The following is a 17,254-nucleotide window of genomic DNA, read 5'->3' on the forward strand; positions in this document are numbered from 1 at the left end:
TGATACCGTATGGACATTACAAGGAGGCAGCATGGCAGGAGAAGGGCAGATGAGGCCTGGGGTTTCGTTGGCCGGAGCGGTGGATCTGAGTTCGTTGAAACACCAGGTGAAAGCTGAACCCGGGCAAGCAGGCGGTGCCCCGGCCGCGGGAGGTTATGTCATCGATGTGACGGCTTCCACTTTTCAGGCGGTGTTGCAGACCTCCACGACATATCCGGTGTTGCTGTTGCTGTGGGTCGCCACGGACGACAGACTCATAGCGATGGCACGCAGATTGGGGGACGCCGTCAACTCCATGGACGGTAAAATGCAACTTGCCCGTGTCGACATCGCCCAAAACCCGACGGTGGCCCAGACGTTGCAGGTCCAGGGTGCCCCGGCGCTCTTTGCTCTTATAGGCGGCCAATTGATGCCTATTGCTCAAGGGCTGCCGAGCGATGACGAGATGACGCAGATTGTCGACGTGTTGCTGCCGAAGGTCGTCGAGATTGCGCAGCAGTCAGGTGTGGCGGGCTCGGCTCCGTATTCGGGTGATCCGGATGTCGGTGCCGGTGACGTTCCCGCGGTGGATGCGCAGGTACCACTTGCCCATCGGCAGGCTCATGAGCTAGCCGTCAACGGTGATTACGCTGCCGCGGCCAAAGCCTATGAGGATGTGCTCAGGAGCGACCCTGGTGATGTCTTGGCGGCTCGGGAGCGAGCAAAGGCACTGTTGCTGGAACGTTCGGCGAACGCCGATGTGCGCAAGGTTCGCGATGAGGCCGCAGCCCGACCGGATGACGTGGATGCCCAGCTTGCCGTGGCCGACGTGGATATGATTGGCGGTCAGATAGGCGATGCGTTCGGCCGTCTGCTCGACTTCCTCGCAGCGGGGCATGGAGGAGACATCGAACCCGTGCGCTTGCGTCTGCTGGAATATTTCGCCATCCCCGAGCCCGACGACGAACGTCTTAAATCTGCTCGCCGCCGTCTTGCGACATTGATGTACTGAAGCGGTTCCCGGCAGTCTACGATGCTGGCGGTATCCTTGGATCGCCCGTGGACGTACCCATGGCCGATTCTTGTCTATATATTCGTTCGGGCAGATGGCGTGGTAGCATCATAGCAGGTATCAGTATCAAGGTAACCATGCCCAAAGTGAGGTAACAGTTTATGGCTTCTCTACTAACACCGAAAGATATCAGGGAGCATAGTTTCAACACCGTCCATTTCAAAGAAGGATATGATCTGGACGAAGTCGACGAGTTCCTCGATGAGGTCACCCAGACTGTTGAGATTCTCGGCAAGCAGGCTGCTCAGAACGGGCAGTCCACACAGTCACTCGGGCCTGATGTCAGTGCTTTGAACACGAAGATTTCTGACCTGACCGCACAGGTGGACCATCTTTCCCAGGAAAACGCCTCGTTGAAGGCCCATGCGAACTCCTCGACGGAAGGCGGGTCCGAACAGTCGGTCGATGCCTCCAAGTTGCGAGAAGCCGAGGAAAGCAACCGGGCACTCGCTTCCCAGAACAAGCAGCTCAAGGATCAGGTCGACCGGCTCAACGCACAGGTCGATCAGCTCACTGCTCAGGCCGCCAAGGTCGCTGGACAACCTGATTTGGGTGAGCAGCTCAAGGCCGTGCAGCATGAGCGCGACGAATTCCGTACGCGTGGCGAGCAGTTGGGGCAGCAGCTTACCTCGACCCGTCAGCAGCTTGCCCAGGCTCAGAAGGAAGCTGCCCAGGTCCAGACGCTTTCGCAGCAGCTTGAGGAATCCAAGCAACGTGAGAACCAGCTTCGCGCTCAGGTCTCCAAGATCGAGCCCGACACGCAGACCGGCAGCCTTCGCAAGATCGCAGGTGCCGGCGAGGCGTCTGCCAGCGAGCCGGAACGCGCGACCGCGATGCTGACGCTCGCCATGCAGCTGCACGACCAGTACGTTGATAAAGGCAAGGCCAAAGCGAAGGAAATCACCGACGCGAGCCAAGCCAAGTATGAGGAGCTCGTCACCAAAGCCAACGAGTATTCTTCTAGGACCCGTTCCGAAGCTGAGGCCTACAGCACTCAGACCACCCGCAAGGCGGACGAATACTCGCGGCGTAAGCGCACCGAGGCCGATGAATATGCCAACAATACGCATGAAAGTGCGGATTCCTATGCAAAAAAGGTACGTATCGACGCGGATGCATACTCGCAGGAGAAGCACAAGCAATCCGACGGATATGAATCCGAAGTGCAGCGTCGTGCCGCCGATTACGACACCAAGACGCGTGAGGCCGCGGATAAGTATGCTCAAAACGTCCGTGAGGAGCTTGCCGCACAGTCCAAGGTGGCTCAGAACAACATTGAGGCACTTAAGCAGTTCGAGACCGAATACCGTGCCCGCCTCACCGATTTCCTTAGCCAGCTTCTGGAGCAGATCTCTGATTCCAAGCAGCTTGCTGACGGCGATAAGTCGGGGAAATGATCGTCTTGGGAAAGACCGGAAGGTTCTAAGTGTCCGTAGATCGTGAACGTATGGGGCGGCTGTGCATGCGCGTGGCCGTCCTTGTGTGCGTTTCGGTGGTTCTTCTCGCCGTCGATCAGGCGACGAAGTTGTGGGCGCTGACTGCTCTACGCTCAGGAAAGATAATAGAGATTGTCCCCGGAGTGCTTGCTCTTATGCTAGTGCGTAATCCCGGTGCTTCGTTGGGCATGGGGTCCGGGTACACGTGGTTGATCTCATGTCTGGCGATTGTCGCTTGCGTGCTTTTGGTCGTCTTGGCGTTGGCGGCTCGATCCCTGCAGTGGACCGTTGTGTTGAGCATGGGCTTCGCAGGGGCTTTGGGCAATTTGATTGACCGCTGTGTCTATGCCACCGGCTTTCTTGATGGCAGGGTCGTCGATTTTCTTGATTACGGCTGGTCCGTAGGCAATGTGGCCGACATCATACTTATGGTGGCCGGCGTATGCATCGTCGTGATGCTGTTGCGGGAGGTTCCTTTCAGGTCCTCCGGCGATGCTAAGTCCGTGGACGATGCCGATAGGGCGCGTTCCGGTGCTGTTTGACGCACGGGTCCTGCGTTCGGTGGCGTAAATGAAGCCATTTGCCGATAGAGTTGCCGGCTGTATGGGCATGCGGCGTGCGCGTCGCGCGGCCTAGGCGTTTGTCTTCATGCCGTGCCCGGCGTAGACCTCGCTGTTGCTCAGCGACTTGATCGGAAGCCTGATAATGGGAAAGCTTCACAGCTGCAGAATTTACGATAGCGAAGAGAAAAGGCACCATGACTCGTTTCGAACCAGTTCCCTCCGATTTGTATGGGCAACGCTTCGATGTCGCCGTCTCACGGATGCTCGGGTTGTCGCGTTCCCAAGCGGCCGGGCTCATCGGTGGCGGGCGGGCCGTGGTACACGGCCGAGCCCTGGCCAAATCCGGACATCTGGAACCGGGGGACATCGTGGAGTTCAGCCTCGAAGAATCCGTGCCAGAGAGTCAGGAAGCCTCAGCCCGGCCCGTGAGCACGAAGATGTCCATCGCCTACGAGGACGATGACGTCGTCGTGGTCGATAAACCGGCGGGCGTGGCCGCCCATCAGGCTGCAGGGTGGCAGGGGCCGACCGTGTTGGACACGTTGCTCTCCCGTGGCATCCATATAACATCCGAGGGCGGGGAAGGCAGACAAGGCATTGTCAGCAGGCTGGACGTGGGTACCAGTGGTCTCATGCTTGTATGCAAGTCCGATTTCGCTTACCCGCGTATGCGCGACCAGTTCGCCGCGCATGAGGTGATCAAGACCTACCATGCGCTGGTGCAGGGGAATCTGAGCGCAGACCATGCCACCATAGAGGCACCGATCGGCCGTTCCAGGATCTCGGATTTCCGCTTCACAGTCACGCAGGGCGGCAAGCGCGCCGTTACTCATTATGATGTGCTGAAACGTTTCGGTGAGGCGACGCTGGTGCGGGTCAACCTCGAAACAGGGCGGACGCATCAGATTAGAGTGCACTTCTCGTCCATCGGCCATCCTTTGGTTGGAGACCCCATGTATGGAGGGAATCCGGTTTTGGCCCGGGCATTGCGCTTGCGCCGACAATGGCTGCACTCCATGAAGCTTGAGTTCCGCCATCCGCGCACCGGTGTCTGGACCGCTGTGGAATCCAAGTACTGTGACGATCTGCGTTGCGCGCTTGATGTTATGGAGGACAGAAGACGCCATTGACGATGGACTCGTAGGGACTTCGAAAGGTGTTACAAGACAGCCGCTACCGCATCCCTGCGTACCTTCTTGGATGGACGCTCCGTCGTATCTTTCGGCCTGTGGGTTCCGGACCGCTGGATTCCGAATCGATGGATACGGGCTCCTTGATCGACTGCCGGTCTGGCGGCATTGGGTTCTGCAATCGGCTGCCGGCTTGATGTTTTGTATAAAGAACGGCTCCTCTGGCCTTTGCGCCCTCCGAATCCTCATAGCCACTTGCCGGTTACGCATCCATGGGGCCGACGGATCGAGTGGCGTTTGTGTGTCGCTTTCTTTCATGGGCTTAAGCCCGTTTTCATCGGTCGGTCGGGTCGGACGTCTCATTAGAATGAAACGTATGGCTCAGTCGGGGAATATAGGTGATGGCATGGATGGGGACGTTCGAGAGGGCGCCGGTTCCGCTGGCGATTTCGTTCAGCTGCACAATCATACGCATTACTCGCTGCTCGACGGCGCTTCCAAGATACCTGACCTCGTCCGGCGGGCAAAAGAGCTCAACATGCCGGCAGTTGGCATCACCGACCACGGCAACATGCATGGTGCCTATGAGATGTGGAGCACGGCGGTGAAGGAGGGCATCAAGCCTATCATCGGCATCGAAGCGTATGTCACGCCGGAAACCGCCAGACAGGACAAATCCCGCGTCCATTGGGGAACCGAGGCGCAACGTTCCGATGACGTCTCCGGCGGCGGTCTGATCACCCACTTGACCATGTGGGCTGAGAACGACGAGGGGTTGCGCAATCTGTTCAAGGCTTCCTCGGTCGCCAATCTTGAGGGGCGTGTGGCGCGTTATCCACGTATGGATTATGACGTGCTGCAAAGTTACAGCAAGGGCGTCATCTGTTCGTCAGGCTGTCCCTCCGGCATCATCCAGACCCGTTTGCGCTTGGGGCAGTACGATGAGGCCCTCCGTGCCGCCGGGCAGTTGCAGGACATCTTCGGCAAAGACAATTTCTACGTTGAGCTCATGGATCACGGCCTCGGAATCGAGCGCCGTGTCGTCGCCGATCTGCTCAAAATCGCCAAGACGCTGGGTGCGCCGTTGCTGGCGACCAATGACTCCCACTATGTATACGAAGCCGATCGGGAAGCCCAGGACGACATGCTCTGCATCAACTCCGGCTCGCGGCTGGATGATCCCGACAGGTTCAAATTCGATGGATCGGGGTATTACATCAAGTCCGCAGAGGAGATGCGCGAGCTGTTCCGCGATCATCCGGATGCCTGCGACAACACGCTTGAAATCGCCGACAGGTGCAATGTCATGTTCGACGATCACGAAGACGGCGCGTTCATGCCCAGGTTCGACTGCCCCGAGGGGTGGGACGAGACCTCGCTGTTTCTGCACGATGTGCAGGCGGGTTTGGAGAAGCGTTATGACGGTGCCGTCCCGGCCGAGGTCCGTGCGCAGGCCGACTATGAGTGCGGCGTGATCTGCCAGATGCAGTTCTGCGGATATTTCCTTGTCGTGGCTGACTACATCAACTGGGCCAAAACGCATGACGTGATGGTGGGGCCTGGGAGAGGGAGCGCTGCGGGTTCGATGGTGGCCTACGCGATGGGCATCACCGAACTGGACCCGCTGAAACATGGTCTGATATTCGAACGCTTCCTGAACCCGGAGCGTGTCTCGTTGCCTGATATCGACATCGATTTCGACCCGGAAGGCCGCGGTCGCGTTCTGGACTATGTGGGGGAGAAATACGGCCATGACAAGGTCGCCCAGTGCGTGATTTACGGCACCATCAAAACGAAGCAGGCGTTGAAGGACTCCGCCAGGATTATGGGCTATGACTTCTCCGTGGGTGAGAAGATCACCAAGGCCCTGCCTCCGAGCAAGAACGGTAAGGATGCCAGCCTTAAGGAGATCTTCAACGCGTCGAGCAAACGTTACGCCGAGGCCCGTGAGTTTCGCGAGCTATATGAGTCGGATCCGGACGCCCGTCGTATCATTGACGAAGCCAAGGGCATCGAAGGATTGATTCGCCAGACGGGAGTCCATGCTTGTGCGACGATCATGTCATCTACGCCGATCACCGATAATTCTCCGCTTCTTGAGCGTACAGACGGCACCGTGACCACTACGTTCGAATACCACACCTGCGAGACGCTTGGCCTGGTCAAGAACGACTTCCTCGGCCTGTCCAATCTGACCATCATCCATGACACGTTGAAGAACATCGAACTCAACGGCAAAGACCCCATAGACTATACGAAGATTCCCCTTGACGACAAAGACACGTTCCAGCTGCTTTCGCGTGGCGACACCCTAGGTGTCTTCCAGCTCGATGGCGATGGCATGCGCGCGTTGCTCAAAAGTCTGAAGCCGGATAACTTCAATGATATCTCGGCGTTGATCGCACTGTATCGACCGGGCCCTATGGATATGGACTCGCATAACAACTACGCCAAACGTAAGAACGGGTTGCAGGAGATTACGCCGATCCACCCGGAGGTCGCTGAGGCACTGGCACCTGTCCTCGATGAGACCTATGGCCTCATCGTGTATCAGGAGCAGGTGCAGTCGGCGGCCCGAATCCTTGCGGGATACTCCTTGGGTGAGGCGGATGTGCTGCGACGGGCCATGGGCAAGAAGAAGCCCGAGGTTCTGGCTCAGGAGCAGGTGCCGTTCTTCGAAGGCATGGAAAAGCATGGATACTCCAGGGAGGCCGCCCAGGCTGTGTGGGACATCCTCGTCCCGTTCTCCGGCTATGCATTCAACAAGGCACATTCTGCGGCGTATGGCCTGATTTCATATTGGACCGCATACCTTAAGACCCACTATCCGGTGGAATTCATGGCTGCGCTGCTCCAGAACGAGCGCACCAACAAAGACAAGACCGCCCTGTATTTGGGCGAGGCGAGACGCATGGGCATTCAGGTGCTGCCACCGGATGTCAACGAGTCGCGTTTGGAGTATGCGCCTGTGGGTGATGTGGTGCGCTTCGGATTGGGTGCGATTCGCAACGTGGGCGATAAGGCCGTTGGAGACATCATCACCGAGCGTGAAAGCAAACGCGGCAAGTTCGTCAATTTCATGGACTTCATCCGCCGTGTGCCGCTTGCGGCGCTCAACAAGCGGCTGGTGGAGTCGCTGATTAAGGCGGGCGCCTTTGATTCCATCGACTCCAATCGTCGGGCGCTGTTCCAGATTCATGAATCCGCCATTGATTCGGTGGTGAGTCTCAAGCGCAAGGAAGCCGAAGGTCAGTTCGATCTGTTCGCCGGTCTGGATGATGATTCCGACGGCGAAAGCGGTTCGGACCCGATGGGCGACGCGCAGGTGCAGGTTCCGGACATCGATGAGTGGGACAAAAAGACCAAACTCAATTTCGAGCGTGAGATGCTTGGCTTGTATGTCTCGGACCACCCGCTTTCCGGCATGAGCGCCGTGCTTGCAGGGCTGCGTGATACATCCATCGCGCAGCTGCTCAACATTGCGCACGAAGGGGGTGACGGCAGGCAGGTCACCATCGCGGGGCTGGTCACGAGTGTGGACCGACGCATGTCGAAGAAGGGCAATCCTTGGGCCATCGTCACCGTCGAGGATATGGAAAGTTCCATACAATGCATGTTCTTCGGCAAATCATATACGAATTACGCCGCCGAACTCAACGTCGACGAGATTGTGCAGATACGTGGGCAGATAGAGCTGCGTGACGAAGACGTGAGTCTGCGTGCCCAGGAGCTTTCGGTGCCCACGGTGGAGGACCAGGATGCCAGGCCGGTGGTGCTGGCTCTCCCCGTCACTGCCCTCGACCCTGGCCGGGCCCGGCAACTGGGCCAGATCGTGGCCGCCCACCCCGGACCCTGCGAAGTGCACCTGGCCGTGCTGGATTCCGCCGGCAACGCCAAGGTTCTCACTTTTGGTGATCGTTTCCGTGTCAAGCGCGACACGTCGCTGTTCGCCGAGCTCAAAACGGTCTTCGGCCCTGGGTGCATTCCAGCTGCTTAACGTGGTTTTTGCAGGTTTGCCGGTGGCTTCGGAAGACACCATGTCCGTCCATGTTGGCCGGCGAAGGTGTTAGAATCTGGCTATCCGCGTAATTTGCGGATGAGTCGCAGCAACCTCTGCTCGGCTTTCAGTGTCATCGTGACAGTCGAATAATGCGTTTCGCATCGCATCCAGCCAATGAGTGACATCGTGGCAATGAGTCGTCAGCATCGTTGGTCGCTGGCGTTGCGGTGCAGTCTTTCCTGTCCGGTCGCTGTGGTCGGGCCTAAACCAAGGAAAGAGAGACGATGGACAAGTTCTTCCATCTTAAAGAGAATCACACCACGGTGCTCACTGAAGTGACAGCCGGCATTACCACCTTCTTCGCGATGAGTTACATCATCGTGGTCAACCCCTCGGTCCTTCACCAGACGGGCATGCCTTGGGGTGGTGTATTCCTAGCCACCATCATAGCCTCCATCGTCGGCACTCTCATCATGGGCCTCTTCGCGAACGTGCCTTACGCCCAGTCCGCAAGCATGGGACTGAACTCGTTCTTCACCTACACGGTGTGCCAAGGTCTTGGATTCACTTGGCAGGAGACGCTGTGCATGGTCTTTCTGTGCGGCATCATCAATATCCTGATCACCGTCACTTCCATTCGTAAGCTTGTCATCGCCTGTATCCCCGAGTCGCTGCAGCAAGCCATCGGCGGCGGCATCGGCCTGTTCGTTATGTACGTGGGTTTGCTCAACGTGGGCTTCATCAAGTTCTCGCCCAAGGATCCCAAGGCTGCCGGTAAAGGTCTTCCGGTTGCGGCGACTCCCGGACTGGCGACGCTCAACACTCCTGAACTCTGGGTATTCCTCATCGGTTTGGTGCTGGCCATCGTCCTCACGGTACTTAATGTCAAGGGTGCGCTGCTCATTTCCATCATCGCGTCGGCCCTGATCGGCATTCCGTTCGGTGTAACAACCATGAGCAATTCGATGTCCATCTCTCAGACGTTCTCACAGCTTCCGCAGACTTTCGGTGCGATTTTCACCCAACAGGGGTTTCCGGCCTTGTTCTCGAACGTTTCCCGGCTTCCGCTGGTCATCGTCACCATCTTCGCGTTCTCCATGTCCGACATTTTCGACACCATCGGCACGTTGGTGGGCACGGGGCGGCATACGGGCATCTTCACCGACGACGACATCGCGGAGATGATGAACGGCAAGGGCTTCAGCTCTAAGATGGACAAGACGCTGTTCGCTGATTCGATTGCCACTTCGGTTGGTTCCGTCTTCGGCACCTCCAACATCACCACCTACGTGGAGTCCTCGGCAGGGATCGCGGCGGGCGGCCGCACGGGACTGACCTCGGTCGTCACCTCCGCCTGCTTCCTTGTCACCGTCTTCTTCTCCCCGCTGGTATCTGCCATCCCGTCCGCAGCCACCGCTGGTGTGCTCGTGGTCGTCGGCTGCATGATGGCCTCCAGCCTGAAGGACGTGAAATGGGGCGAGATCTCCGAGGCCATTCCGGCGCTTTTCGCTTCCGTCTTCATGGCTTTGTCCTATTCGATTTCCTATGGCATCGCAGCCGGCTTCATCATGTACTGCCTTGTGAAGATCTGCAAGCGTGAGGCCAAGGAGGTTCATCCGGTGATGTGGGCGGTGACCGCGCTGTTCATCGCTGATTTCGCGTTCCAGGCCGTGCTCTGACATCACCCTTATCGAGTCGCCGCCTGCCACCCATGTTGGAAGGCGGCGATTTTGGTCGCTACCACGTAGCAAAGGTGCATTCATTGGCGTCCGAGGCGGGATGATGCGTGTGGACGCGTCTCGCCACGGTGGGACATACGGGCGTGTGGAGAAAATCCGCAGGTACATGTATAGTTATTTATTGTTAACCACAGACCGTTGGTTGGGATTTTCCCCGAAGTTTGGTTCGCCAAGCCAGCACAGGTTGCGCAAATGCCCGAAAGGGTTGATGAGAATCATGTTTGCTCTGCCTGTGTGCAGGGCTTTTTTTATTGCCCTGATAGTAACCGAATGCGAGACGGGGCTGGCGGGTCGGGGCGGTGCCTGTTGCATGAATGTGCGGCGCGGTACGCGGTTCCTGTTCCTCCGGCATTCCGATTTTCGGTCGACTTAGGAAGGAACGCCATGAAAAGGCCCGAAAAGGAAGCGGTGATTGCGCAGCTGACGGACAAGTTCCGCGAAGCTGACGCTGTTTACCTGACCGAGTACCGCGGGCTTACCGTTCCGCAGGTTTCTGACCTGCGTGAAAAGCTAGGCCGCGATACTTCCTACGCCGTGGCTAAGAACACGTTGGCACGCATCGCCGCCAAAGAGGCTGGGTATGAGGGCTTCGATGAAGTCCTGTCCGGCCCGTCCGCAATCACCTTCGTGAAGGGTGATTACGTGGAGGCTGCGAAGGTGCTGCGCGACTTCGCCAAGGAAAACAAAGCCCTCGTCATCAAGGGTGGTTTCGCAGACGGAACCATGTACGATGCCGATGGTTTCCAGAGACTCGCGGATCTCGAGTCCCGTGATACGCTGCTCGCCAAAATGGCCGGTGCGCTCAAGGGCACGATGTCCAAGGCCGCTCGTACGTTCAACGCTCTGCCTACCAAGGCCGTGCGTACGTTCGACGCGCTGCGCGAAAAGCAGGAGAAGGCCGCCTGAGCAGGTTCGGTGTTCCACCGGACGGTTCAAGCAACCGACTTTCAAGTTTCTGATAAATAAATAAGACAAATGTTTGGCTGCGGAAACATACAAGATCATTCCGTGGCAAATGATTGAAAGGAAGCCATCATGGCTAAGCTCTCAAGCGATGAACTGCTGGACGCGTTCAAGGAAATGACCCTCGTGGAGCTCTCCGACTTCGTCAAGAAGTTCGAGGATGAGTTCGATGTCGAAGCCACTGCGCCTGTCGCCGCGGTCGCCGCTGCTCCCGCCGCCGGCGGTGCTGCGGAGGACGAAAAGGACGAGTTCGATGTCGTCCTTACCTCCTTCGGTGACAAGAAAATCGGCGTCATCAAGGTCGTCAAGTCCCTGACCAACCTCGGTCTTGCAGAGGCCAAGGCTCTCGTGGACTCCGCTCCTAAGGCCGTGCTCGAAGGCGCGAAGAAGGAAGACGCCGAGAAGGCCAAGGCCGATCTCGAAGCCGCTGGCGCCACTGTCGAGCTCAAGTAGTTCGTCGTCCTCGATTGCGCGTCGTGCCTGCTGTGGGCGCGGCGTTTGAATGACAAAACCCTGTATACGGATTTCCGTTAACAGGGTTTTGTTGGTTTATCGGGGTATCGTTGGTACGTAGTCGCAGAGCATCCGGCGGAGGTCCCGGCTCCTAAGTGTGTCTGGAGGTGGCTTCCGTGACGTAATGGTAGCGAAGTGGTTTTAAACTTGGTTTTAGATTTGATGGTGACCGTTGTGGGTGCAGGTCGGATTGCGTCGGGAAGGTGGGCATTGAAGTGAGTGATCAACGAAACTTGCCGCATTGGCTTGTCAAGGTCAGGGGCATCGAACTGGCGAACGTCGGTCCCGATGAGTCCGTGGAGATAGGCAGGCGTCCGATACGCCCCCTTCGCGATGACAAGCGTAGAAGAGCCGAGATCGATGACGACGGACGCTCGGTGTCGAAGAGGCATGCCCTGCTCGAGGTTGATGGGAGCGGATCGGCGAGGGTGACGGATTTGGGTTCCACCAATGGCACGTATCGCTATGGCGGTAACAAGGATCTGGTTGGACTTACTGCCGGTTCACCGTATGTGCTTCCGAAGGAAGGTACATGGATGCAGTTGGGTGATGTGCCTGTGCAATTCTCCCCGGTTATCCTCGACACGCAGGACGATGCTGGACCACAGGTCTCCGACTTATTCGATTATGCCGTGACGGACAGTCAACAGGATCTGGCGGTGGGCGACATGTCGGTCGAGGACATCCTCAGTCTGCGTGCCGGTGAGCCGACCCGGGTCTTTGATGCCAGCGAGGTGACGAAGAAGGTCCGCCACACCGATGGTGACGATGCAGTTTCCGGTTCCGGTTCTTCCGCCGAAGGAAGCCACGCCGATGGTCTTGGGGGTACTGCAGCCGCCGACTCGAAGAACGGTGTCGAGCGTGGCGGAAGCGAGGCATCCGAGCCTGTGGATGGCCGTGCCGGGGTCGTGAAACCAGGAGGGAATCGCGAAGGCGATGTGCGTGGTGCAAGCCCATCCGCTGAAATTTCCGAATCGGGTTCGGCCGCACGGTTGGTCGATCATATCTCCGTCAACCTCGCATCGGGGAACGTGGCGCAGACACAGGAGCGCAATCTTTTCCAGGATGCGTTGGATGCGGAGTCGCAGGTCCGCCAGGAAGGCGCGAATGGGGGAAAGGCGCAGGATGTCTCGGTTCAGGAAGGCCATGCGTCGCAAGGAACGACAATGGGTCTTCGTCGTGGGGCTGATGAATCGTCGCCCGACAGGCTGGTCATGAAGGATGGACGGACCCCGGCGGTCTCTCCCGTCATTCGGGAATCTGCTTCGGGGGCAGACCGACTGGCTTCAGGGTCTGACGGGTTGCGGTCGGCTGGTCGGGGCAGACAGCCCGGATGGTCGCATCATGCCGTAGCGGGGCCTGGTATGCATTCGGAAGAATCTGGTGATGGCGTTGCGCAGTCCATCTCGGTTGATGGTTCCGGCGTGGACGATCTTCCTCCGCAGCAAGGCGTGCCCATACAAGACGGTGCAGGTGATTCCCCTGTTGCCACGATGCCAGAGGGTTCGGTGTCGGTCGGCGGTTCCGACGCGGCCGGGGCGGGTTCGGCTTTCATAGGCTATGCCGTCTCCGGCGATGGTGGCCCGCAGCGGACGAACGTGTTCGAGCCGGGCTCCATCTTCGAAAAGGTGTCGCAGGGCGGCTTTGCAGATCAGCAGAAGACGGTTGAGGAAGGTGGCTTCACCTCTCAGGACGCGGCGAAGTCCGCCGATTTTTCCATGCAGTTCGAAATGGCTCGTCATAAGGTACTGCTGCCTTTTCTGGCCATGAACCCCAATCTATACGACGATCTGTATGCGTGGCTTTCGGCACAAGGTGACGGTGACATCGATGCGGCGTTGTCCCGCAACGCGGGGTACGAAAAGTATCGTGAGTCGAGTGGAAAGGGGCGGTCGTGATGGGAACGGTCGCATTCGCGTCCTGTGGCAGTCTGAAGGCGCGATCGATGGTGGCATCTGATGATGCACACAACTGGGCAACAACAGGGGAAACGAAATGACAGCACAGAATTACACCGGCGGCGCTGAACGGCAGGGCGTTTCAGGGTTGCAGACCCTGCGTGCGTGGCGTGAGGAATATCGCAGGACAATGAGCCCCTCACCCCTCGAAGACGTAGGTCAACTCACCGCTCAGATCGACATGACTCATGCCCATCCTTCTGGGGTGGCGCAGCTTTTCGCCAGTGGCAGGGCAAGGCTTGATTCGTTGTTCCGTGACGCCGGCATGCTTCGTGCTGCGGGGCGACGGTTGGAACGAGTGCTTGAGGACCAGGCCGCTAAAATACGCATTCAGGGGGTGGCCAAGCTTTCCCTGGTGGTCGGCGTGGCCACTTGGAAAGGCAACGCCGTGCCGGTGTTGCTTTACCCGGTCGAGGTGGAGCGTATGTCCGGAGGACGTGAAACTGATGCGGTGATACGTTTCACCGGTCGGGTCCATCTCAATCCCGTGTTCAAATCGATGATGCTCTCCCAGCGCGTGAGGTTGGACGAGAATGACCTGTTCGATGGGTCGAAGTATGAATCGGGCACTCCTGACACGTCCGCCGTGTTTGGCGCTATAATCGACGACGCGCGCCCTGTGTTCGCTGATTTCGACATCGAGCGTGACATCGTTCTAGGCTGTTTCATCAATCCTGATACGCAGTTGCTTTCGGAAAGTCAGGATATCATCGACAAACAGGCTCGCGGAGAGAATCACAACGTCATTCTTGATGCGCTTTGCGGTGACGGGAAAGCCAGGGAAGGCCTGGCTCGACAGGAGCTGCCGGTATACAGTCCCTTCGATGATGACCCGCATAACGAGTATGAGGCCGGGGACGTGGATAATGTCGTCAGATATGCCGCCAACCTGGCCGGAACCGGCAATTCGTTGTTTCTGAATGTGGGCATCAACGCCGACACTGCGCTGGATGCGGTCGCCATCGCCTCTCGTTGCATGGCTGGTGAGCGTTCCGTCCTTTATGTTCCTGGGACGACCGAGCAAAAACGTAGTTTCATCCGCAAGATGAAGGCGCATGGTCTAGGCGCGAGTGTTCTTGATTTGGCTGATCCGCAGATAGCCAAGTCCATCGACCAGCAGCTCATCTCCGCCGTCGGTTTCCAGCCTGGTGTATCGGTCGCCCACTTCGACCAGCTTTCCGATGAGCTTGTGGGTGTGCGTTCCCGTCTGACCCGCTATCTTGGCGACCTGCATGGGGTGAGCAAGGACTGGGGTGTCTCGGCGTACCAGACCATCGAGAACCTGGCTCGTATAGCCGAGCTTGAAACGCATCCCGCCACAACCGTCAGGCTGAGCCGGCAGACGGCGCAGGCGGTGCGCAACGACATGCCGGGCTGGATCAATCAGCTTCGCAAGGCAGGCGAGTATGGCGAGTACACGGTGGGTCCCAATGACACTCCGTGGTATAAGGCTTCCGTGTTTTCGAAGGCCGATGCCGACGGTGCGTACCGTTGTGTGGAACGCCTCTTGCAGAATCTGCTTCCCGCCACTAGGGCGCAAGTGGCATCCACGGTGGAGTCGTGCGGGTTCCCCATTCCGCAGACGGTGGAGGAGTGGGGGCGCCAGGTAGCTTTGCTCAGTGCGGTGCGGCGGGTGCTTGATGTCTTCCAGCCACAGATTTTCGAGCGTGACATCGATGCGATGATCGAGGCCACTAAAACGAAGGCGGAGCGCAAGGCCTCAGGTACCACGATGGGATTTTGGGAGCGGCGCCGCCACGTCAAGGAGGCGAAGAAGCTCGTGCGTGCAGGTGCACAGGTCGAGGACCTCAACGCGGCGCTCAAAGTGGTTGCCAAACAGGCGCAAGATTGGAAAGAGTTGGTGCCTCACGGCGGTTGGCCGGTTCTTCCTCCCAAACTCGATGCGATTCTTGAAACCCAGGAGGCGTTGACGCAGAGCGTCACGGCGCTGGGTGCGGTCCTGGCGACGACGGTTCAGGGAGGGAACCTCTCCACGGTGCCGATGGACAGACTTGAAGAGCGGCTCAAAGAACTCTATTCCGATCGACAGGCGCTGGAGACGTTGCCGCTGCGTGCGCTGGTGGAACGCAATCTCGAGGGCGTGGGTCTGGGTGAGTTCATCACCGATCTTCGCAAGCGTCATGTCAGTCAGGATGCGGTGGAGGGTGAATTCCAGCTCGCCTGGTGGACCACGGTATTTGAGGACATCGTGCGTTCCTCCGCGATCATCTCCAACCAGGATGGTTCCGCGCTGGAGACTGCAGCGGCTCGTTTCGCCCAAGTCGATGCCGAACACGTCCGTTCGGTTGGTCCCGTCGTGGAACAGGAGTCCATGCGTCGGCTGAGCGACCTTCTGTTTTCCCGCACACAGGAGGCGAATCAATTGCACACGTTGCTCGTGAGCAACGCTTCGGTTTCGCTACGGCGTATCAAACAGGAGCATGGACAGATACTTGCTGCCGCGAAGCCCGTCATAGTCGCAACTCCGTCTACTTTGGCGGCGCTGAGCGCTCCGGAAATATTGTGCGATGTCGCCATTGTGGACGCTTGCGCCCACATGCCGTCCGTCGAATTGCCAAGCATTGTGAGTCGTGCGAAGCAGATCGTGATCATAGCGCATCGGGAGACGGTGACGTCCGAGGCATTGAAGTCCCTCATTGATATGTTGCCCAGCGTCGAGGCTCGTCCACGTGTGGTGGGCTGTGATCCGGAGCTCATTACCTTCCTTCGGGAGCATGGGTATGGCGCTCTTGAAAATGATGTGGCAACGGAAAGCGTGCAGGGACGGGTCCGGCTACACCGTTTGCAGGCCACGGGTGTTCCGGTGCTTTCGACCGGTCTGGTTGAAAGCAGCCAGCAGGAGATTGATGAGGTGGTGAATCTCATCAAACAGCGAGCCGCAGGATTCACCGTCGTTCCTGTCGATTACACCTTGGTCGTCATAGCATTGACGGCGGTGTTCCGTTCGCGTCTTGGTGCGGAGTTGAAGGTCGCGGCGGCGAAGGACAAGTCCATGTCGAGATTCCTGCGTCATGTACGGCTGGTAGGAGTTGATGAGGTGACTGGTTTGTGCGCCACCGACGTCATCCTTTCGCTGTGTTTCGCCAAGACTTCGCATGGACGCCTGTTGCAGCAGTTCGGGCCGCTTGAAGGTCCAAGCGGGGCAGGGAAACTGCTTGATGCTTTGGCGTTGACTCAACGCGATCTCGATATTGTCTCGACTTTCGGTTCCGATGATATGGAGGATGACCGTTTGCACCAGGACGGCACCAAACTCCTGAAGAGCATGCTTGTATGGGCCGAGGGGCTGAAAGGCAAGTTTATACGTCCACAAGTCGTTCAGAACTCGAACGATGTGCTCTTCAACGATCTGGCGAGACGGATCAGGGCACGTGGTCTTAAGGTGGCAACGGATTACGGTTTCGACGGTGGGGTGCGGATACCTATGGTCGTAGGGCTTAACAACCGTCCCTTCGCGCTTGCCGTGTTGACCGACGATGACCGTTTCATGTCGGTGCAGTCCACGCGTCGCCGTCATCGTACGCTCAGGGAGGATTTGGAGAAGTTGGGCTGGGTGGTGATAACCGTCTGGGGAGTGTCGGCGTTTGTGAACCCGGACAAGGAAGTCGATCGCGTGGTTGCTCGCATCGGTGAAATCTATAAAGAGAACCGATGAGTGAGTACGATGCCAACCGCTGTTCTCCTCGTGTCCATCGTCGTGTGGTCAGAGGAGGCAGTGAACGATTCGAAGTGGACGGAGTGAAGAGAGAACCTTCGGATCGTCTGACAAGGTCGCAACGCGAGGCCGAGGATGACAGGCGTATCCTTGGTGAGCTGCCTCCCCATTGGGCCGTATTCAACGAACGAGACCGTTGAGGTCCATATGCCGAGACCGCAGCGT

Annotated in this window: 11 protein-coding genes; all 11 read left to right on the forward strand. The window is 58.1% G+C overall.

Features of this window, described 5'->3' with window-relative positions; all coding sequences use genetic code 11:
• Nucleotides 1–31: 31 nt before the first annotated feature.
• The 11 genes from BBOMB_RS06760 to BBOMB_RS06815 all read left to right on the forward strand — a co-directional run bounded on the left by BBOMB_RS06760 (nucleotide 32) and on the right by BBOMB_RS06815 (nucleotide 17,229).
• Nucleotides 32–991 (forward strand): tetratricopeptide repeat protein, encoded by a 960-nt coding sequence (locus tag BBOMB_RS06760; RefSeq protein ID WP_044087853.1) that lies wholly within the window; start codon nucleotides 32–34, stop codon nucleotides 989–991.
• A 161-nt stretch (nucleotides 992–1,152) separates the two neighbouring features.
• The gene (locus BBOMB_RS06765) at nucleotides 1,153–2,448 is read left to right on the forward strand and encodes a DivIVA domain-containing protein (RefSeq protein ID WP_044087855.1); all 1,296 of its coding nucleotides are present in this window, start codon (nucleotides 1,153–1,155) and stop codon (nucleotides 2,446–2,448) included.
• 50 nt (nucleotides 2,449–2,498) lie between these two features.
• Complete coding sequence (locus tag BBOMB_RS06770; protein ID WP_044087856.1) at nucleotides 2,499–3,029, forward strand: signal peptidase II; 531 nt, start codon at nucleotides 2,499–2,501, stop codon at nucleotides 3,027–3,029.
• A gap of 215 nt (nucleotides 3,030–3,244) precedes the next feature.
• Nucleotides 3,245–4,180: an RluA family pseudouridine synthase gene (locus BBOMB_RS06775; protein WP_044087857.1), complete on the forward strand. Its 936-nt coding sequence runs from the start codon at nucleotides 3,245–3,247 to the stop codon at nucleotides 4,178–4,180.
• Between the two features lie 406 nt (nucleotides 4,181–4,586).
• Entirely contained in the window at nucleotides 4,587–8,177 is a 3,591-nt protein-coding gene (gene dnaE / locus BBOMB_RS06780; RefSeq protein ID WP_044087885.1) for a DNA polymerase III subunit alpha, read from the forward strand.
• Nucleotides 8,178–8,464: 287 nt separating this feature from the next.
• A complete protein-coding gene (locus tag BBOMB_RS06785; protein ID WP_044087858.1) occupies nucleotides 8,465–9,859 on the forward strand; it encodes an NCS2 family permease in 1,395 nt (464 codons plus the stop codon).
• Nucleotides 9,860–10,303: 444 nt separating this feature from the next.
• Entirely contained in the window at nucleotides 10,304–10,825 is a 522-nt protein-coding gene (gene rplJ, locus BBOMB_RS06790) for a 50S ribosomal protein L10 (RefSeq protein ID WP_044087860.1), read from the forward strand.
• A gap of 129 nt (nucleotides 10,826–10,954) precedes the next feature.
• The gene (gene rplL, locus BBOMB_RS06795) at nucleotides 10,955–11,335 is read left to right on the forward strand and encodes a 50S ribosomal protein L7/L12 (protein ID WP_044087861.1); all 381 of its coding nucleotides are present in this window, start codon (nucleotides 10,955–10,957) and stop codon (nucleotides 11,333–11,335) included.
• A 275-nt stretch (nucleotides 11,336–11,610) separates the two neighbouring features.
• Nucleotides 11,611–13,293 (forward strand): variant leucine-rich repeat-containing protein, encoded by a 1,683-nt coding sequence (locus tag BBOMB_RS07770; protein ID WP_052377579.1) that lies wholly within the window; start codon nucleotides 11,611–11,613, stop codon nucleotides 13,291–13,293.
• Between the two features lie 97 nt (nucleotides 13,294–13,390).
• On the forward strand, nucleotides 13,391–17,029 hold the full coding sequence (locus BBOMB_RS06810; RefSeq protein WP_044087864.1) for a helicase: 3,639 nt from the start codon (nucleotides 13,391–13,393) through the stop codon (nucleotides 17,027–17,029).
• Entirely contained in the window at nucleotides 17,026–17,229 is a 204-nt protein-coding gene (locus BBOMB_RS06815) for a hypothetical protein (protein ID WP_044087865.1), read from the forward strand. The genes BBOMB_RS06810 and BBOMB_RS06815 overlap by 4 nt, the downstream gene beginning before the upstream one ends.
• Nucleotides 17,230–17,254: the final 25 nt, after the last annotated feature.

Source organism: Bifidobacterium bombi DSM 19703, assembly GCF_000737845.1.
In the GTDB taxonomy this organism is placed as follows: domain Bacteria; phylum Actinomycetota; class Actinomycetes; order Actinomycetales; family Bifidobacteriaceae; genus Bifidobacterium; species Bifidobacterium bombi.